The organism is Gemmatimonas sp. (assembly GCF_044345575.1).
GTDB lineage: Bacteria > Gemmatimonadota > Gemmatimonadetes > Gemmatimonadales > Gemmatimonadaceae > Gemmatimonas.
Map to the genome: position 1 here is coordinate 1 of NZ_JBIJAW010000412.1, position 2,736 is coordinate 2,736.

2 protein-coding genes are annotated in these 2,736 nt (G+C 68.2%); both read right to left on the reverse strand.

What is annotated here, in order from left to right:
• A partial coding sequence (locus ACIQ6O_RS15965; protein WP_396208763.1) for an ankyrin repeat domain-containing protein occupies positions 1–2,051 on the reverse strand: 2,051 nt, incomplete at its 3' end.
• A gap of 14 nt (positions 2,052–2,065) precedes the next feature.
• Positions 2,066–2,736: DUF1552 domain-containing protein (locus tag ACIQ6O_RS15970; protein WP_396208764.1), on the reverse strand; the 671-nt coding region annotated here is incomplete at its 5' end.

Genomic DNA, 2,736 nt, shown 5'->3' on the forward strand with positions numbered 1-2,736 from the left:
AGGCGCTGCACGGGGCCGTTGGCGAGGTCCACCGTGGTGCGGAAGTCGCGGCCCACCGCCTTCGGGTCGGCACCCTTGCTCACGAGATATTGGATCATCTCGTTGTCGCCGCGTGAGGCGGCGTGGTGCAGCGGGGTGTAGCCGTTGAGGTCGCGCTGGTTCACGTCGTGGTGCAGCTCCTCGACCAGATACTTCATCACCGGCATCCAGCCGTCCGGCTGGTGACGATGCGCGTTGCCGGCGAAGCCGTTGCCGTAGCCAACGCCGGCCGCGGCGTGGATGGGATACGTGCCGATTCCCGGCGGGACCGCCTTCGACGCGCTGTCGAGTGCCGCATCGGGGCGCCATCCGGCGCCTTCACCCTGCGTGGGCGGACGGCGACGGCCGAGCTGCGGCGGACGATACGACGGGAGCGTGTCGATCGCACCCGCCTTCTTGAGGAGCTTCATCGCCTCGATGTCCACCGCGTACGTCGCGCGCCAGAACGGCGTGGTGCCGTCGAGGAGCTCGAGACCGCAGTTGGCGTTGCCGCAGTTGCTGTAGCCGAAGAACCAGATGTTCTTCTTCATGCGCACGTTCACGTCGGCACCCGACTTGATCAGCGCGTTCATGAGTTCGTAGTGCGTCGTCTTCTGCAGCTGCACCGCCTGCGGCTGCGGATAGCGCGACCGCGGGTGCCAGAAGGTGTTGATCGCCGCATACAGCGGCGTGAGGCCGTGCGTGCTGGCGAGCTTCACGTTCGCACCACGCTTCACGAGCTCCATCGCCAGGTCGAAGTGCCCGTTGATGGTGGCCTGCAGCAGCGGGGTGACGCTATCGGTGGCCGACACTTCGTTCATGTCGGCTCCACCCTCGACGAGCGCGAGCGCGGCGGCCACGTTGCCCTGACGCACCGCATGATGCAGCGCCGTGAGCCCGCCCATGCTGCCCACCGTCGCTTCGTAGCCCGCGTTGAAGCCGTTGGTGGTATCGCGCGGCACCACCTGCTCGGTGGTCTTGTCGATGTCCTTCTTGGCGTACATGGCGCGACCCGCGAGGATCGCGTCTTCGATCTGCTTCGGCGTAAGCGCATTCACCGGCGGGGCGATGAGCCCGATCCGCGGCCCGCGCGCGCTATCCGGCCGTGGCGCTGCCGCGGCGCGCGCCGCCGGCGCTGCACCCGCTGGCGCCCCTGCCGCTGGCGCCGTTCCGCCGTTTGGCGCCTTCTTCGCCGTGTCCGCGCCCGGCACCGGCTCCACGCCGATCCCGAACTGCCGACGCAGCGCTGCCTGCTCCGCTTCCTGCTTCGCGATCGCCTTCATCGCCGAATCCCGCATCGCCTGCGGGAGCGCCGCAAACAGCATCTCATTGCGCTTGCGCGCCGCGGCCTGCTGCTTCGCGAGCTCTTCGGTGAGATCGACCTTGTTCGACCGGAGCGACGCGTCGGCCCCGGCCTTGAGCAGTGCAGCCACCGCCCCGGAGCGATCGCTCGACGCCGCGAACATCAGCGGGGTCTGTCCCCACGTCGTTTCGCGTACGTTGAGATCGGCCTTCCGGGCCACGAGCGCCTTCACGCTCGCCACATCGCCCGATTGGGCCGCGAGATGGAGCGCGGTGACACCCGTCGCAGTGAGCGCCTTCACATCGGCGCCCTGCGTGAGCAGCGCCTGCACCACCGCCCCGTTCCCGGAGCGCGACGCGATGTGCAGCGGCGTGTAGCCGCCGTTGCGCGTGGTGGGCGTGAGCTTGGCCCCGGCCTTCAGCAGCGCCGCGGTCATGGCCGCGTCACCACGTTCAGCAGCCCAATGCAACGCCGTCATGCCGTCACCCAACGGCATGTTCACATCGTTCCGCTGCGCGAGCAGCGCCCGGACGCGTTCGAGATCACCATCACGCGCCGCCTCGGCCACGGCCGGCGACGCGTTCGTGGCGCGGGTGGGGCCGGCGGACAACCGCACCGGCTGGCGCGCATCGGCGCCCACGCGCTGTGCGGACGCCGTCGTTCCCGACATCGTGAGCGACGTGAGGCCAACCACGCCGGTGAGCAGCTGCAACCGTGATGGGGTGCGCATGCGGAGGTCCCGGTTCAGGCGTTGGTGTAGAGCGCGAACGGCGCCACGCTGTCGCCGAAGCTCGGCGCATCCACGTTGAACTTGTGCAGCAGCGAGAGGAACACGTCGGCCATCGGCGTGCCGTCGGGCGCCTTGAGGTGCGTATTGCCCGGCAGCATGGCGTTGCCGCCCATCAGGATGAGCGGGCAGCGACGATGGTTGTGCACGTTGCCGTCGGCCATCGGCGAGCCGTACACGATGAGCGTGTTGTCGAGCAGGTTGCTGTCGCCTTCCTTGGTCTCCTTCAGACGCTGCAGGAAGTACGGCATCATGGCCACGTGGTACTTGTTGATCAGATTGAACTCGAGGATCGCCGACTCGCGGCCGCCGTGGTGCGACGCCGGGTGGAAGCCCTTGTTCGTACCGCTCTCGGTGTACACGCGGCTCGACGCGTCGCGACCCGTCTTGAACGAGAACACGCGCGTCATGTCGCTCTGGAACGCCAGCACCTGGATGTCGAACATGAGCTTCATGTGCTCTTCGAACGAATCCGGCACGCCGACCGGCGCTTCCGGCAGGGCGCGCTCGTCACCGCTCGAGTTCTTCGCTTCCACCTTCTGGATGCGGCGCTCGAGCTCGCGCACGTTCTCGAGGTACTGGTCGACACGACGGCGATCGGTGGGGCCCAGGGTGCGCTTGAGCGAGT